Source organism: Marinobacterium litorale DSM 23545 (genome assembly GCF_000428985.1).
In the GTDB taxonomy this organism is placed as follows: Bacteria; Pseudomonadota; Gammaproteobacteria; order Pseudomonadales; family Balneatricaceae; genus Marinobacterium_D; species Marinobacterium_D litorale.
The window spans coordinates 1-15,987 of record NZ_AUAZ01000003.1 but is presented as its reverse complement, the minus strand read 5'-3'; the positions used below and the strand labels follow the sequence as shown (position 1 = coordinate 15,987).

Sequence of the window (15,987 nt, the reverse complement as noted above, 5' to 3'; positions counted from 1 at the left end):
GTAGCCCGGCAGAAGCCGTAAGGCGGAAGAGCCTCGGGAATCACATATCGGTTTTGGGAGGCTCAACACCCAAACGCTGAGCAGCTATAACCGCCTGTGTGCGGCTATGGACGCCGAGCTTGCGTAGAATGGCGGTGACATGGGCCTTGATCGTCGCCTCGGACACGCTCAGCTCGTAGGCGATCTGCTTATTCAGCAAACCTTCCGTGAGCATGGTTAAAACGCGAAACTGCTGAGGGGTCAATGACGCCAATGCTGCGGCGAACTGCTGATCCTCTTCGGTGACAATATCATCCAGGTTTTCGGAGATTTCCTGGGGAAGCCACTCCTCCCCCTGAAGAACAGCCGTGATCGCTTCGGAGATAATCTCAAGCGGTGCGGATTTGGGAATAAAGCCGGAGGCACCGTAATCAAGCGCGCGTTTCATTACCTGAGGCTCTTCACTGCCGGATACGACTACCACGGGAATGCCCGGGTGTTGGCCACGCAGGAAAACCAGGCCAGAGAAGCCCTGAGCGCCCGGCATGTGGATATCAAGCAATACCAGATCAGCATCACCATGGGAGTCCACACACTCCTGCACGGCGGCGAGCGTATCGGCCTCAAGAATGGTTACGCCGGGAACTGCCTGAGACACCGCTTGCTTGAGAGCGGCACGAAACAAAGGATGGTCATCGGCAATAATAATCTTCTGGGCCAGCTGCATGCGAAATATCCCCCCTGCCTGCGATCCATGTTGGACTTTGACTGATTCCAGTGCCGAATCATAACAGTATTCAAACAAAAACGCCCTGCCGGGATTAACCCGACAGGGCGTTTTATTGACTTCCGCAAGGCCTTAAGCCCGGCGGCACAAACGGCCCGTTAGCCTTTGCGGTTCAGGCGGTGTTCGATCAAGTCATCAACCACACTGGGGTCGGCCAGCGTGGAGGTATCACCCAGCGCACCGAAATCATCTTCGGCGATCTTACGCAGGATGCGGCGCATGATCTTGCCGGAGCGGGTCTTCGGCATGCCCGGTGCGAACTGGATCAGGTCCGGGGAGGCGATCGGACCAATCTCGGAACGAACCCAGTTGCGCAGCTCCTTCATCAACTCCTCGGTGGGCTCGAAACCGGACTGCAGCGTGACGTAAACGTAGATACCCTGACCCTTCAGGTCGTGCGGATACCCGACCACCGCAGCTTCCGCTACCGCTTCGTGCGCTACCAGCGCAGACTCAACCTCTGCGGTGCCCATACGGTGACCGGACACGTTGATGACATCATCGACACGGCCAGTGATCCAGTAATAACCATCTTCATCACGGCGGGCACCATCACCGGTGGTGTAGTAGCCCTTGAAAGTGGTGAAGTAAGTGTTAGTGAAGCGCTCATGATCACCCCAGATCGAGCGGCTCTGGCCCGGCCAGGAATCCTTGATCACCAGGTTACCCTGAGCGGCGCCTTCGATCTCCTTACCATCACTGTCGACCAGCGCCGGCTGTACACCGAAGAACGGACGGCTGGCAGAACCCGGCTTGGCGTCAGTGGCACCGGGCAGCGGAACGATCATGATGCCGCCGGTTTCGGTCTGCCACCATGTATCGACGATGGGGCAGTTACCCTTACCGACAACACGGTGGTACCACTCCCAGGCTTCCGGGTTGATCGGTTCACCCACGGAACCGAGCAGTTTGAGGGTAGAGAGGTCGGAATCGCCCAGCACATCTTCACCCTGCTGCATCAGCGCACGGATCGCCGTGGGTGCCGTGTAGAACTGGTTAACTTTGTGCTTCTCAATAACGCGGCCGAAACGGCTGTTATCCGGGTAGCTCGGCACACCTTCAAACATCAGCGTGGTGGCACCATTAGCCAGCGGGCCGTATACGATGTAGCTATGACCGGTTACCCAGCCCACGTCCGCGGTACACCAGTAGATATCACCGTCGTGATAGTCGAACACGTACTCATGGGTCATGGACGCGTAGACCATATAACCGCCGGTGGTATGCTTGAGCCCTTTGGGCGCGCCGGTAGAGCCGGAGGTGTAGAGAATGAACAGCGGTGCTTCCGCCTCCATCTCCTCAGCCGGGCAGTCGGCAGAAGCCTTGGCCATCGCCTCTTCGTACCAGACGTCGCGGCTCTCATCCCACTCCACATCCTTGTCGACGCGCTTAACGACAACAACTTTGCCACAGGCTTTCTTGGCGCCTTCATGGGTCAGCGCTTTGTCCACGTTCGCTTTCAGCGGAACCGCCTTACCACCGCGGAGCGAGTAGTTGGAGGTCACGACGAGTTTGGAATTCGCGCCCTCGATACGTGCAGCCAGTGCTTCCGGCGAAAAGCCGCCAAACACGATGGAGTGAACGGCACCAATACGCGCACAGGCGAGCATGGCAACAGCCGCTTCCGGAATCATTGGCAGATAGAGGGTAACCACATCGCCTTTCTCAACACCCTGAGCCTTGAGCACATTAGCGAAACGGCAAACACGCTCATGCAGGTCGCGGTAGGTGATTTTTTCATCTTCGCTGGGATCATCGCCTTCCCAGATAATGGCGACCTGATCACCACGGGTTTCCAGATGACGGTCCAGACAGTTATAGGAGGCGTTCAGCAGCCCATCTTCAAACCACTTGATGGAGACATTGTGCGGATCGAACGTCGTATTCTTGACTTTGGTATATGGCTTGAACCAGTCCAGTCGCTTTCCGTGTTCTCCCCAGAACGCTTCCGGATCGTTGACCGACTGTTCGTACATCGCCTGATACTTTTCGCTGTCGATGTGCGCCTTAGCCGCGAACGCCGGATCTACCGGGTAGACTTTCTCTTCACTCATTGGGATGCCCCTAGCCTTGGTAAATTGTTTTTATAAAAGTTAGCGAAAAAACGGCCTCTTTTCTTATTTTGGCGTCCGGCCGCCTGAATATCTCAATCTGCGTAGAGTTATACAGAAGCGGTGCTCCGTCACTGAATTAGACATTGGTCTATCGGCTATTCGACTAAAGCACTGTAGCCTGCGGGGTGTGTAACCACTCACACACGCTACAGGTGTTCACCACCCGCTTCAGCTCCAATTCAGAGTATAGTCACGAATATTGAAGGTTTTTATGCAATGATCAGAACTCGATACCCTCTTCGCGCATTCGCGCCAGCTTGTATCGCAGGGTTCGAGGACTGATTCCCAGCTTTTCGGCGGCGTCCTTGCGACTCCCCCCACAAGCGTTAAGCGCATCCAGAATCAGCTGGTACTCCCGTTGCCGCAGATCCTGCCCCAGAACCCCGGGAGTCTCCTCCGGCTCAGACTCCGGGACACGCTCCGCCGGCTCGGGTGTGGATAATGTGTGCAGCGGTATCGCGCCCCCGGCCAGATGCAGATCCTGCAAATCGATCAGGCTACCCGGCTGTAAAATCAGCGCGCGCTGAATCGCATTATCCAGCTCGCGAACATTGCCGGGCCAGTCATGTTCTCTCAGTGCCGCCTCCGCTGTGGCGGAAAAACGTGCAGCACTGCGTTTCATTTTTTGGCTGTGCCTGGCCAGGATTCGGCGCGCCAACGGCACGATATCGTCACGCCGCTCTCGCAGAGGCTGCCACTGCAGCGGGAATACATTTAAGCGGTAGTAAAGATCCTCACGGAAGCTCCCCTGCGCCACATACTCTTCCAGCTTGCGGTTACTGGTCGCCAGCACCCTAACATCCAGTGAAATGGTTTTGCGTCCACCAATACGCTCCACTTCCTGCTCCTGAAGTACCCGCAATAGCTTGGCCTGAAGGCCCAGGTCCATTTCGCTGATTTCATCGAGTAACAGGGTACCGCCATTTGCCTGCTCGAACTTCCCGGGCGCGCTGGCATACGCACCTGTAAAGGCGCCTTTTTCATGACCAAACAGCGTAGCCTCCAGCATATTCTCAGGAATCGCGGCACAGTTAATCGCAACAAAAGGCGCACCGGCGCGCGCTGAATGGTCGTGAATATAGCGTGCCAACACCTCTTTGCCGGTGCCAGACTCACCGGTTATCAGGACGGTCGAATCGGTCTGAGCAACACGTTGCGCCAGCTGTAACAGCTGACGACTGCCGGCTGACTCCGCCACCGGCTCATCCCGCCCGGCCAGTGCTTTGCCGCCTGCTCCCACGTGTGAGCGTACCAAGTCCACCAGCTGATCGGGCTCGAAGGGTTTCATCAGGTAGTCCGCGGCTCCGGAGCGGATCGCTTCCACTGCCTTCTCCACCTGTCCAAAAGCCGTAATAAGCGCCACCGGCACCGCCGGATAGTTCTGGCGCAGATGAGCCAGCAACGCGTGCCCATCCATGCCCGGCATGTTGACGTCACTGATGACCATATCGGCCCCCTGATCACGCATCACAACCACTGCCTCTTCACCATTGGCCGCCTGGAGGTGATCGATACCGGAGAGTTCCAGCGTATCGACCAGCGCTTCGCGCAACTCTTGGTCATCCTCCACGATCAAGACACGTACACTCATGATTCCCGTCCATCCGTTGTTTGGTCTGCAGCGTTGTGTGACTCTGCTCTCAGAGAAGGTAGCAAAAAGGTGGCACAGGTTCCCTGCCCCTTGATTGAGCGCAGCTGAAACTCCCCATGATGTGCTCGGGCAATCACCTGGGCTATCGCCAGCCCCAGCCCCGTACCATGGGATTTAGTGGTGTAAAATGGCTCCAGCGCCTGGACCACCTGTTCTTCACTCATACCCGGCCCCTGATCGATCACGTCGATGCGCAGGAAGCTCCCCTCGGCGACCAGCCTGAGTGTTAATTCAGCGCCCTCGCCACAGGCCTGGAGCGCATTGGTGATCAAACTCAGTATGGCACCTGTCAGCGCCTCTACATTGCACTGAATGATTAGATCGGGCGCTTCATTGATCAACTGGCAGTCGGCATCTGCCTGAGCCAGGGGCGTATCGAGCAGGTCATCGATCCTCGTCTCAAGCTCACGCGCACTCACACGATCTTCCAGCTTGGTTTCACCGCGAGCAAAAATCAGCATATCGCGCACCTGTTGCTCCAGGTGCGTCAGGCGAGACTTAACCTTGGAGGCAAACCGGATCCGCTGCTCCTCGGTCAGGTCCGCACTCATCAAGTGGCTGGCATAAAGCAGCGCCGTGGAAAGCGGCGTTCTGACCTGATGAGCCAGCGATGCCATCATCCGCCCCATTTCAGACAGCCGCTGATAGTGATGAAGCTTGGACTGAAGCAGCCGGGTATCCGTTTGATCGGAGAGAAAGACTAACTGCCCGGGCTCCCCTTCCAGGGCGCGTGTCGCCAGGCTAATGCGTTTACCGTTTTTCAGGGACACCTCATGACCATCATCAGGCCGGGGGGCGAAACAGGCGTTGATCACATCCACCCAACGCTGCAGGCCCAGTTCAGTGCCCAGCAACACCTGAGCGGCAGGGTTATGTTCGGTAATGATACCGCGGTTATCGATCACCAGAACCCCACTGGGCATCTGGTCGATCAAGCGCCTCAGCCGCTGAGCTGCCACGCCCTCCTGCTCGAGCTTTTCGACCTGCGCAGCCAGCCGGTCTCGCTCTTCCCGCAACGCGGCCAGTTCTGTTTTGCTCATTGCCGGGAAATTCCATACTTGCGCATTTTCTCCACCAGCGTGGTACGCCGCACCCCCAACTCATCGGCTGCACGGGCAACCACGTAATCGCATCGATCCAACGCCTGGTTGATCAGCGACTGCTCAAGTTCTTCAAGATAGGGTTTAAGCTTTATGCCCTCCTCCGGAAGCTGGACCCCGCCCGGCGTGAACGGCTGAACCTGCTGGGACAGAGGATGATCAGAGATCGGGTCGGTCCTGGTGGGCCCCTGAGACGCGTAACGCTCGGGATCTGGCTCTGCAACATGGCGAAACTTGGCTGGGAGCTCCGACACGCCCACCACCGCATCCGGATAGATAATCGCCAACCGCTCCATCAGATTGGAGAGTTCGCGAACGTTGCCATCCCAGGGGTGTTTCAGCAACGACTCCAGCGCAGAGGGATGAAACCGAAAACTACCAATGCCCTCCTCCTTAAGCCGGGACTGCAAAGCATTTACGAGCAGCGGTAAGTCATCCAGACGCTCGCGCAAAGCGGGCATTTCGATGGGGAAAACGTTTAAGCGGTAGTAAAGGTCTTCCCGGAAGTCGCCGGCCGCAATCATCGACTCAAGATCCTTATGGGTCGCAGCGATGATACGCACATCGGCTTCAAGTGTTTTGGTGCCCCCCACCCGTTCGAACTGGCGCTCCTGCAGCACGCGGAGTAACTTGACCTGCATGGGCAAAGGCATATCGCCTATTTCATCCAGAAACAGCGTGCCGCCCTGAGCCAGCTCAAAGCGCCCTGCGCGGCTGGAAATTGCGCCGGTGAAGGCCCCTTTCTCGTGGCCAAACAGTTCACTTTCCAACAACTCTCCCGGGATCGCACCGCAATTAACCGGTACAAAAGGCCCCTCAGCCCTCAGCGACTGCTCATGCAGGCAGCGCGCGACGACCTCTTTACCGGTGCCAGATTCGCCGGTGATCATCACGCTGATATCACGTTGCGCCACTTGCGCGATCAGCCGTTTAACCTCCTGAATCGGGGGGCTTTGCCCAACCAGCATATCCAGCTCAGGAACGGGATCGCCTCCCTGCTGCGACACAAACAGCGAACAGCGATGCAGAATATCCAGCATCTCAGTGTAGCGGTAGGGCTCCGACAACGGCCCAAACAGCCCCGGCGTTTGATCACTCTCGCCGGCCAATTCCGATTGGCGGCTGACAAGTACCTTGGGCATCACCTGGCCTGGCAGATCAAGCTCCGCCACCAGCTTGCTCAGAGAGATCGGAAGGCTACTTTCACCAAGAAAAATAACGCCGACACCGGCTAACGGAAAACGCTTGCCTTCCTGCAGCCAGGTCACAAAGTCAAAAACATGACACTGGAGCTCCAGAAACTCGCAGATCCCTTGCAGATGAGCGCGTCGCTCCAGGGCATCATCGATGATCAGTATAGTAGAACCGCTATGGTGCATCGGTTAATCCGGGTTGCGTCAGTATTCTGACAAGGTACTCAACCTCAGACGAATGTCAAGGAATTGACAGGCTCAATCGCGGCTAACAGCAATCAAACTGGCAGGATCAAAGCTATGAGCGCCTCCACCGGCATTACTGCCGGGCAATACGCTATTGAAAATATGCGGTTTAATCTTACCGACCACGTGCATTTCACAGGGTTTGCAATCGAACTTCAGCGTCAGGACTTCATCGCCATGGACCAGCTGCATATCACTGACCTTGGTTCTCACACCCGTCACACCCTTAGCCTGCTTGGGACACAGGTTGAACGAAAAACGCAGGCAGTGCTTGGTGATCATCACCGGTACATCTCCGGTTTCCTGATGGGCCTCAAATGCCGCTTCAATCAGCTGCACACCAAAGCGTTTGTAAAAGGCGCGCGCCTTTTCGTTATAGACGTTATCGAGGAACGACAGCTGAGTATCGGGATACACAGGGGCGGGATCACTGACCGCTTTACGCATCCCTCTCGGGTGTGCTTTTAGTCGAGCCTCTGACAGCTGTTCGATCATCTCCCTGCGCAGGGCTTTGAGTTGTGAGCCCGGAATAAACCGAGCGTCTCCAGTCATGCTGAAATTTTCCACGTGATAGATGGTATTGCCCAACTTGGCAAAGCTGTCGCGCAGTTGCTGCTGCGCTTTTTCGACGTTTTTTGCTGCATCGAACGGACCTTCCAGCTCGGCAGAAATCTCTATACCTTCCTCACTGACGACCGATGCACTGAGGCTTTCTGCGCTGCACTCCAGCTGCCAGTTTACCAGTACCTTGCGCTCTGCCGAGGTCTTGGTGAGTGCCTGCTGCCAGTCATGGTCCAGGTTGCGATTAAGCTTAAGCGGCGGGCGAACCTTAGCCAGCTCTGCCGGCATCTCATTGGGCACAACGCGGTACTGCCAGTAATGCACACCGTCATCTTCACCGGAGGGAAAATCACACAGCGGGTAAACATTGTTAACCCGAAAACCGACAACCTCGCGTTTCACCAGCACATTGAGGCCGTCGCCGTTGTTAAGCTCTGTGGTGGTCTGAACCGTAAGGTCTTTTTTACCCACACCGATCAGCTCACCGACAGGCAACCCCACGAACTTGGGAGAGTCGAAGGCACCGATATCGATTTTGCGGTCTGACACGAAATAATCGGTACTGCCGCGATGGAAGGTCTGATCCGGGTCCGGCTGAAAAAAGTGTTCAGTCACACCGCTGGATGCTCTTTCAAGATCGGTACGTTCCGCCAGAATCTCGTCCAGCAGTTTGCGGTAATGCGCCGTGATGTTTTTAACGTACGCGACGTCCTTGTAACGTCCTTCGATTTTAAACGACCGCACACCGGCATCGACCAGTGCACGCAGATTATCGGTCTGGTTGTTGTCCTTCATCGAAAGCAGGTGCTTGTCATAGGCCACCACCTGCCCTTTGTCGTCTTTCAGGGTATAGGGCAAACGACACGCCTGGGAACAATCACCCCGATTGGCGCTGCGGCCGGTCTGGGCATGGGAAATATTACACTGCCCCGAAAACGCCACACAGAGGGCGCCATGAATAAAAAACTCGACAGCGGCATCAACGCTGTTGCTGATCTCCCGAATCTGCTGCAAATTCAGCTCGCGAGCCAACACGATCTGCGAGAAACCGGCCTGTGACAGAAACTCCGCCTTCTCCTGCCGGCGAATATCACACTGGGTACTGGCGTGGATCTCAATCGGCGGGATATCCATCTCCATGATGCCCATATCCTGCACAATCAAGGCATCCACGCCGATGTTGTATAACTGGTGAATCAGCGCCCGCGCAGGCTCCAGCTCGTCATCGTGGAGAATGGTATTGAGCGTAACAAACACCTTGGCGTGATATTGATGAGCAAACCCCACCAAAGCGGCAATATCCTCAACGGAGTTAGCCGCATTGTGGCGGGCGCCAAAGCCAGGGCCCCCAATGTACACAGCATCGGCACCGTGAAGGATTGCTTCTCTGGCGATACCGGCATCACGGGCGGGGCTTAGGAGTTCGAGCTGGTTTTTCTTGAGCATGGGGTTCACCGGCAACCGCCATAACGGCCGGTTACATCTTCGTTTGGGTAACAGGATGCGGGAATTCTAACCGCTCTTGTGGAGAAACCCTAACCGGGTGCTCGATGAACCATATGCAGGATCGTAGTTATCTCCAAACAAAAACCAAAAAACCTCAAGAGCTCTCACATCCGGCCGATATCAAAAAGTAGGAATTTATTCGCAGTCGTTAGCAGCCCGCTCAAACGGGCTCGGACAGATGGATGGGCCACACATGGCGCTTATCATTAACAGTAATATCAGCTCGCTGAACGCCCAACGTCAGTTGGCCAGTAATGCTGAGTCGTTAAATACCGCTATGGAGCGTCTGACCTCTGGCCGACGCATAAACAATGCTGCGGATGATGCGGCGGGGCTCGCGATCGCTAACCGGATGACGTCTCAAGTCCGGGGCCTCAATCAAGCGGTTCGCAATGCCAATGATGGTATCTCCCTGATTCAAACAGCGGAAGGGGCGCTGGTCGAGTCCACCAATATTCTTCAACGCATCCGTGAGCTCTCTATCCAATCCGCCAACGGCACTTATTCCGACGGCAACCGCTCCACCCTCAATGCCGAAGTACAGCAACTGGTGAAAGAGTTAGACCGAATCTCCGAAACCACCACCTTTAACGGCCTGAAACTACTCAGCGGTGAAACAGACAAACTTGACCTGCAGGTGGGCGCGTCGGCAAACGAGCTAATAGGACTGGAACTGCAATCCACCCACTCCAGCGAACTTGGCCTGAGGGGCTTAAGCGGAGATCTGGTAAGCAGCGCGATCACCCTGAATAGTAATGGCGAGATCGCAAACTCCATACTGCCCAGTGACCTCAAGATCAACGGACAGAGTATTGAACGCATAGCCAGTGGCGACAGCGTCCAAACGCTTATCGATAAAATCACCAACTCCATATCCGGGGTTACCGCCGAGGCCTATGTTGAGCTGGAAGCTAGCGCCGGAGGCAGCGGCATATTAAGTGGCGGCGATAGCGTGGATATCACCTACCGCTTCGCAACCGGCGAGCAGGTATCTATCAGTGTCAACAACACAAACTCTCTGCAAGAACTCGCCGATGCCATCGTAGAGAAATCCGGGGGCAACCTGGCGGCCGATATCACTGACGATGGCCGCTTGATGCTCTCAGGCACAGGCTTAGCGACCCTATCCGTTACCGATAGTTCCGGCGCAACCGGTATTACCGCCGGCACCGGCGCAGGTAGCTCGATCCATCAAAATATTATTGATCGCCTGTCCCAGGACTGGATCAGAGAAGCAGAGACGCTGATCACCGATTACTTTGGGCTAACTGCGGGAAACGACACGCCGATAGATCTAATATTCGCGGAAACTGACGGGACGCTGACTGGCGACCTTTCAGATTTCGTGGGAAACCTAGACGATCTTCGTTCAGATGGAGCCAGCGGTCGGATAGCAGCCGTTTGGAGCGGCTCAGGTGATTTAAAGCTGGTTGTTGATATGGCGGACTTCGTGAGCCTGGAAGGCTCTGACCCTTATTACAATGACCGCATCATAGCTCATGAAATGGTACACGCTGTAATGGCAGCGAAGATTCCTGCACTCGTCAACACCGCCCTGCCCGGCTTCTTTACTGAGGGCGTTTCAGAACTCTTACACGGTGCAGACAGCCGTGTACTGGGAGATATCTCCGCGAATATTCCTCCTGCAGGGACGCTAGCCGACGGCATTGCTGCCTTTGCAGACCCCGGCGTTCTGAAAATGACGAGCGGCTCACCCTCTGATAGCCTCGGTTATTCGGCAGGCTATGTTGCCTTGAAAATGATGGAGGATGGATTAGCCAGCGCCGGAGGTCAAAGCATTAGCGACATTTTTGATGATTTAGAAGTGGGTTTCAACCTCGACGCAGCATTGGTTAACTCCGGAGTAAACTGGGGAACCGGTACAGGCCTGACCGCATTTGAAACATTCTACTACGCAAACGTTGAAGACTATCTGACTGAAGCCGTGACCGGAAGCGCCACCTATTCAGGCCTTGGGACAGTCTCCATGAACCTGCAAAGCGGCGACACCGATACCGGTAGTATCGCAGGTGCCGACTACGTCGGGGGCTCTATACTCACCGCCACCTCGGTACTGCCTAACACAGCCACGGGCGGACCCATTAATTTCGATCTTCAGCTACCCGATGGGTATAGCACGGGCACCATCAGTGCCAGCGCACAACTGGTGCTCTCCTCAGACAGAGGAGAAACCATTACCGTTGAGCGTGGTTTAACCGGCACCCTGGCTGATCTTGCCTTTCTGGGTTTTCGTGAAAGCCCGGACCCCGGTGTCATCAACGGTGTGGGTCTTACCGAGCCCAACACGGCCTGGGAGAAGGGCCAAATAGAAATCAACGGGGTCGAAGTGGATGTAACGGATACCGACACCTTCTACGGTAAAATAGATGCTATCAACGCCATCTCCGATGAAACCGGCGTGGTCGCCAGCCTCTACTCATCCGGCACACTCAAGCTGGGCGGATTTGATTACGATACCTGGTCCAACAACAGCTGGGGGGATTTTGCACTCAACGGTGTTGTGATGACCGGGATTGGTAATGATGCCAGCATTCAGGAACTGGCAGAGACGTTTAACAGCTTTACCGGAGATACAGGAATAAGCGCTCGCATCCACGGAAACGATATTATTCTGGAAGGAAATGCGCCTATTACCTTTTCGGACGTACCCGATTTAGGGCCTACCGCCGCGCTGGCTTTTGGACACCCCAGCGGTGGCGGCGCCAAGTTTATCTCTTCGGCGACAGAAGCGGCTAACGGCGAAGCAACCGATGTCCAGGACGGGACCAGTGCCAAAGCCGGAATTTCTCTACGCAGCCTTGATGGTTCAGCCATCTCTCTGGAGCTGGGGAATACACCGGTCGGCACAACCGGCTGGCTGGAAGTCAACAGCGCCCAAGGCGGGATCAGTGGAAGCACCTTGAGTGGGCTGGATATCAGTACAGTCGCAGGTGCCCAAAAAGCGATAAGCTCGGTGGATAACGCCATGGAGCAGATCGATCAGTTCCGCTCTCAGCTCGGTGCGGTAAACAACCGCCTTGATTTTACTATCAACAACCTCTCCAGCATTTCCGAGAACATCTCCGCGGCGCGCTCTCGCGTTGAGGATGCGGATTTTGCAAAAGAGTCTGCGACGCTGTCACGGGCTCAGGTGTTACAACAGGCCGGAACCGCCATGCTGGCGCAGGCCAATGCCATGCCACAGCAAGTACTGTCACTGCTTCGTTAACGGATTACCAGCTTTTCACTTCCTGAATAGAAGGCGGGATTTCACGAAGATCCCGCCTTATTTTTATAGCCTTGGCTAAAGGGTTGCGAGCTTAAGCGTGAAGTGGAGGGAATCGCAGGCGAATAAGTCCCGGGATTCGCTTCGCTGCTGCCAGGCTATGGAATGGTGATACTGCGGTGGGGTGCCGGGCTACGGGGTGTTGATCATATGGCGGGAATAGGTAGCCCGGCAGGAGCCGAAGGCAGATGCCGGGAAATACCTGAAAGCGTTTAATTATTCTACAAACGAAGACTTGTGATGCTCTTCCGGCGGGATACCCGCCCACCCCTGGAAGATTTCCGACGCCAGCTCGGCAACCTCAGCCACTTTCTCTCCACTGTTTTCACGGTTCGCCTGCATCAGCGTACGGATCATATAGTCGTAGAGCGCATCCAGGTTTTCAGCAATCTCACCACCCTGCTCAAAGTTCAATGTACCCTTGAGGTTAACAATAATCTCGGTGGTTTTGTTGATCTGCTGTGTACGTAACTGGATGTCGTTGCGCTCAATCGCACCCTTAGCCTTGGCCAACGCCTCCAGCGCGCCCTTGAACATCATTGAAACCAGCTCGTGGGGCGTTGCATTCTCCACTGCTACATTCAAATCCACATTTTTGTACTGCTTGAGCGCGTTAATATTCATATCTATTCCACCAATTACGCGGACCGACTCCGCGAGAGGGTTAGTGAGTATTCATTAGCCGTTTTGGGCTGTCCAGGGTAAACGATCAAGAATACCGTCCAGTGAATCACCGGTTGCATTCAGACTGGAAACCACCTGCTCCATCGCGAGGAACTGAGCGGTAAGACGCTCTTCATAAATCGCAATTTTACGATCCAATTCTTCCCGGTCATCCTGAATACCGTCAAGTTGATTGTCGATATTATCTTCCCGGCTGGCGATAACACCATCGCTGGCCAGGAACCGATCAATCAGCCGGGTAAGCTCACCACCCATACCGCGCGAGAAATTGATCTGAAAAGCACCTTCAGCAGCCGCACCGGGTCTTATTGAGAGGTTAAGCCCGTAGGCGTCGCTTTCCAGATCCGGCAGCAATACTTCACCCGCCCCAAAACCGGCCTGGCCATTAATGGTACCGACCACATCCTTACCGACAGTGCCGCTCAATGCATCGGTTACGCCTAGATTGGCCATATCCGCACCCACGTTTGAGAAGCTCACTTTCGATGAACTACCATATTCGCGGGAGATGAAGCTGAATGTACCTGTATCGCTATCGTAACTTACATCCACGGCAGAGTTCACCGCTTTTAACTTAGCATCACCATTGATCAGCGACTGAAGCTCTGCGCGCACCTCATCCGCAGAGTTGTAGGTACCGCTCAGCGTAATGGTGTCGGACTTCGTCCCGTTTACACTGATTTGAAAACTGTAGTCACCAGCGCTGGTATCCAGCGGTGTATCAAACAGAGTGCCTACAATGGCATTACCCGTTACAAAACCTTTCGATGGGTCTTGAGTAATCTCTACGTTGTAGTTACCGGCTTTAGTCCCGGTAATACGTGTTCCTGTACCTACATCAACGTAGTTGTTGCCGCTGCTGGTATTTTGAGCAAAGAGATTGGCAACCTCTTCAAAGTTTTGGCTGATCGCCGCACTGAACTCATCCTCTTCAATGGAGAGTGTGCCATCCAATTCGGTGCGTATGCCCACATTGGTCAATGCGGTAAAACCGGATTCTACGCCCGGCACCTGTGTACCAACCATATTACGGAGCTGACGAATAAGCGCCTTGGCGGTGCCATCCGTTGCCAAATCGCCCCGAACGGTATTGTTGTTCTCATCCTTGGAGTAACCGGTCAGGTTTTTGGTGGTTTCGTAAAGGCTGTTATATGCCTCGACAAAATCACGAATGGCCTGCTCCGCGACTGCGGTATCAGCATCCACCGAGAAGTTCAGCTTCTCGCCTTCCGCTGCTTTATTGAGCGTAAAGTTGAAACCGGTGATCACATCGTCGATTTCATTGGTTTGGCGGCGTACCTCAAGACCATTGACCTTAAGACGCGCATCACTGGCCTGCTGGGTTTCGGTAACAGAGGCAAAGCTGCCGCTATTAAACTCAAAGCCTGACAGAGAAGGGTCATTACCGGTAATCTGAAGTGCGTTGTCCTCGCCCGAGGGGGCAGTCAGCATCAACTGATACTGATCATCCACCTTCATAACGCTGGCCTGGATGCCAGAGTCAGTATCATTGATCTTGTCAGCAATCGTCTTGAGTGAATCCGATGCCTCGATGGTAATATTCAATGCAGCTTTACCGTCATTGACGGCAAAGCCTGTGGGATCACTACCGGTGTAGGTCCAGGCACCGAACTGGATATTCAGCTCGCCACTAGCCCCAAGCGCGGCCTTTTGGTCACTGTTACTGCCCATCACCAAGGTTTGCGCACTGGCCACATCCAATACTTCTATCTGATAGCTGCCAGTCTGTGCGCCCGCATCCAAGGAGTTGGGGGTAATAATATCCGTTTCCGGGAAAGCCACAGAACGCGCATTAAAGGTATCTGCATTTGCCAGGGGCGAGAGCACCCCTTGAAACTCTGAAAGTGCGCTTTTAAGGGTACCGTAGGCGGAGATCTGGGCTTCCAGCTTGTCCTGCCGACGATCCAGACGGCTTTCCTGGGGTGCACGCTCAGCCTCAACCAGGCTGGAAACCAAGCTGGTAGTGTCGACGCCGGAACCACCACCAAGTGAAGAGATTATATTGGACATGGGCTTGGCCTCACGATAATGCCGCCCTGTTTGAGAATGGGGTCAGGGACCGGTTTCTACTGAATCTATACGCCTAAGTCTAGCAGAAACCGACCCGCGGCCGTCAGGCCTGCTGGTCAAAGATCAGGCCGACCATCCCTTCCAGGTACTCGGCGAATTTCAAAGTTTCCTCTGAGGGTATTTGGCGAACCACTTCATCGGTACTGGTATCCAGCACCTTGACCACAACCTGGTCCGTCGAGTCATCGACAGAGAAATTAAGAGAACGTTGGCCGTTCTGCATCAATTCGTTCATTTTCTCGACAGCAGCCTGCAGTTTCTCTACCGAAAGCTCCGTCTGCTCAGCGTTTTTTTGAGCGTTGGCTTGAGCCGCTTGAGCCACTTCCTGAGCCTGCACATCAGGCAACTGGCGGGAAGATGAACCTTGCATTGGGGTTTGCGGAGGCAAACCAGAGGTTTCGATACTCATAACCTTACCTCGGATTCAGGAAGACCGCCCCCCCTGGGAGCGGTCTTGTTATCAGGGTATCAGCCTGAATCTTACTGCAGCAGTGACAGTACCTGCTGCGGTGCGGCATTAGCCTGGGCCAGCATTGCAGTACCGGCCTGCTGCAGAACCTGAGAGCGGGACAGCGCTGCAGATTCCTTCGCAAAGTCCGCATCCTCTACTCGAGACCGTGCAGCAGACACGTTCTCGGAGATGCTGGACAGGTTGTTGATGGTGAAGTCCAGACGGTTGTTCACCGCACCGAGATCACCTCGGGTTGAGTTGATGGTATCCAGTGCGTTGTCGATCGCGCCAATGGCCTTCTGAGCACCCGATACTGTCGAAATATCGATGCTTGCTAT

11 protein-coding genes are annotated in these 15,987 nt (G+C 55.0%); 1 reads left to right on the top strand and 10 read right to left on the bottom strand.

Translation table 11 applies throughout. The annotated features are described in order from the left end of the window. Positions 1 to 40 precede the first annotated feature (40 nt). From G403_RS0103080 to G403_RS22045, 6 genes are all read right to left on the bottom strand, one after another. The gene (locus tag G403_RS0103080; protein WP_027852680.1) at positions 41 to 706 is read right to left on the bottom strand and encodes a LuxR C-terminal-related transcriptional regulator; all 666 of its coding nucleotides are present in this window, start codon (positions 704 to 706) and stop codon (positions 41 to 43) included. Between the two features lie 158 nt (positions 707 to 864). Further along, a complete protein-coding gene (gene acs / locus G403_RS0103075) occupies positions 865 to 2,820 on the bottom strand; it encodes an acetate--CoA ligase (protein WP_027852679.1) in 1,956 nt (651 codons plus the stop codon). A gap of 280 nt (positions 2,821 to 3,100) precedes the next feature. Continuing rightward, positions 3,101 to 4,471 carry a sigma-54-dependent transcriptional regulator gene (locus G403_RS0103070; protein ID WP_027852678.1) on the bottom strand — a complete coding sequence of 457 codons (1,371 nt, stop codon included), beginning with the start codon at positions 4,469 to 4,471 and terminating at the stop codon, positions 3,101 to 3,103. After that, on the bottom strand, positions 4,468 to 5,571 hold the full coding sequence (locus tag G403_RS22050; RefSeq protein ID WP_051298479.1) for a sensor histidine kinase: 1,104 nt from the start codon (positions 5,569 to 5,571) through the stop codon (positions 4,468 to 4,470). Before G403_RS22050 ends, G403_RS0103070 begins: the two co-directional genes overlap by 4 nt. Continuing rightward, positions 5,568 to 7,010: a sigma-54 dependent transcriptional regulator gene (locus tag G403_RS0103060; RefSeq protein WP_027852677.1), complete on the bottom strand. Its 1,443-nt coding sequence runs from the start codon at positions 7,008 to 7,010 to the stop codon at positions 5,568 to 5,570. Before G403_RS0103060 ends, G403_RS22050 begins: the two co-directional genes overlap by 4 nt. A 72-nt stretch (positions 7,011 to 7,082) precedes the next feature. Continuing rightward, entirely contained in the window at positions 7,083 to 9,077 is a 1,995-nt protein-coding gene (locus G403_RS22045) for a peptidase U32 family protein (RefSeq protein ID WP_051298477.1), read from the bottom strand. Positions 9,078 to 9,330: 253 nt separating this feature from the next. Here G403_RS22045 and G403_RS25610 point away from each other — a divergent pair, with 253 nt between their 5' ends. Continuing rightward, a complete protein-coding gene (locus G403_RS25610) occupies positions 9,331 to 12,366 on the top strand; it encodes a flagellin N-terminal helical domain-containing protein (protein ID WP_051298475.1) in 3,036 nt (1,011 codons plus the stop codon). A 273-nt stretch (positions 12,367 to 12,639) separates the two neighbouring features. Here the strand turns inward: G403_RS25610 and fliS are convergent, their stop codons facing one another. The 4 genes from fliS to G403_RS22030 all read right to left on the bottom strand — a co-directional run. Beyond that, a complete protein-coding gene (fliS, locus tag G403_RS0103045) occupies positions 12,640 to 13,047 on the bottom strand; it encodes a flagellar export chaperone FliS (RefSeq protein ID WP_036232427.1) in 408 nt (135 codons plus the stop codon). A gap of 54 nt (positions 13,048 to 13,101) precedes the next feature. Continuing rightward, a complete protein-coding gene (gene fliD / locus G403_RS0103040; protein ID WP_027852675.1) occupies positions 13,102 to 15,138 on the bottom strand; it encodes a flagellar filament capping protein FliD in 2,037 nt (678 codons plus the stop codon). 103 nt (positions 15,139 to 15,241) lie between these two features. Continuing rightward, positions 15,242 to 15,568 carry a flagellar protein FlaG gene (locus G403_RS0103035; protein ID WP_036232479.1) on the bottom strand — a complete coding sequence of 109 codons (327 nt, stop codon included), beginning with the start codon at positions 15,566 to 15,568 and terminating at the stop codon, positions 15,242 to 15,244. Positions 15,569 to 15,678: 110 nt separating this feature from the next. Next, a partial coding sequence (locus G403_RS22030) for a flagellin (protein ID WP_036232425.1) occupies positions 15,679 to 15,987 on the bottom strand: 309 nt, incomplete at its 5' end.

Excerpts from the sequence above, each read along its gene's own strand:
- G403_RS0103080 (WP_027852680.1), bottom strand. The coding sequence starts at position 706 with ATGCAGCTGGCCCAGAAGATTATTATTGCCGATGACCATCCTTTGTTT.
- acs (WP_027852679.1), bottom strand. The coding sequence starts at position 2,820 with ATGAGTGAAGAGAAAGTCTACCCGGTAGATCCGGCGTTCGCGGCTAAG.
- G403_RS0103070 (WP_027852678.1), bottom strand. The coding sequence starts at position 4,471 with ATGAGTGTACGTGTCTTGATCGTGGAGGATGACCAAGAGTTGCGCGAA.
- G403_RS22050 (WP_051298479.1), bottom strand. The coding sequence starts at position 5,571 with ATGAGCAAAACAGAACTGGCCGCGTTGCGGGAAGAGCGAGACCGGCTG.
- G403_RS0103060 (WP_027852677.1), bottom strand. The coding sequence starts at position 7,010 with ATGCACCATAGCGGTTCTACTATACTGATCATCGATGATGCCCTGGAG.
- G403_RS22045 (WP_051298477.1), bottom strand. The coding sequence starts at position 9,077 with ATGCTCAAGAAAAACCAGCTCGAACTCCTAAGCCCCGCCCGTGATGCC.
- G403_RS25610 (WP_051298475.1), top strand. The coding sequence starts at position 9,331 with ATGGCGCTTATCATTAACAGTAATATCAGCTCGCTGAACGCCCAACGT.
- fliS (WP_036232427.1), bottom strand. The coding sequence starts at position 13,047 with ATGAATATTAACGCGCTCAAGCAGTACAAAAATGTGGATTTGAATGTA.
- fliD (WP_027852675.1), bottom strand. The coding sequence starts at position 15,138 with ATGTCCAATATAATCTCTTCACTTGGTGGTGGTTCCGGCGTCGACACT.
- G403_RS0103035 (WP_036232479.1), bottom strand. The coding sequence starts at position 15,568 with ATGCAAGGTTCATCTTCCCGCCAGTTGCCTGATGTGCAGGCTCAGGAA.